Below are 446 nucleotides of genomic sequence, written 5' to 3'. Positions count from 1 at the left end.
AAACACTTCTCTATAACGCTTTAATTCAGCTGCATTATAACCATTTAATGAATTATGAAAGTAAGATGGCTTTGAAGGGCCAGAAACCAAATCAAACACCCTGAAATGAGATGTATCGTTCATAATTTGCTTATCCACTTGGTTTGCTGTAAATGGCTTTGACATTTGTATTGATGACACAAAATCATCACCATTTACATAACGGCGATTTACACCAACTAAATCAAATAAAATTAAAGCCGTAAATCCTAGAATAACCCAATGTTCCCTTAATTTGTTTTTCAGATAACCAAAAATCAATACTGCCGAAATCAGCACTAAAACCAATGACCTGATGGTGTCTGCAGTAAAAATTGATTTCCTATCCTCTTTAACTGCCCTAATAAAATCTTGACATAGAGCCTGAATATAACTCCCGTCATTCGCACCAACAAAATCGAACATCG

Annotated in this window: 1 protein-coding gene; it reads right to left on the bottom strand. The window is 34.8% G+C overall.

Annotated elements, in window-relative coordinates; all coding sequences use genetic code 11:
* Positions 1–446: hypothetical protein (locus H4O21_RS28150; protein WP_220495859.1), on the bottom strand; the 446-nt coding region annotated here is incomplete at both ends.

Origin of the sequence: Oceanospirillum sediminis (assembly GCF_014164585.1) — a bacterium.
Taxonomy (GTDB): Bacteria; Pseudomonadota; Gammaproteobacteria; order Pseudomonadales; family Halomonadaceae; genus Oceanospirillum; species Oceanospirillum sediminis.
The sequence above is the reverse complement of the archived record's forward strand: the minus strand, read 5'-3'. Positions and strand labels throughout refer to the sequence as shown.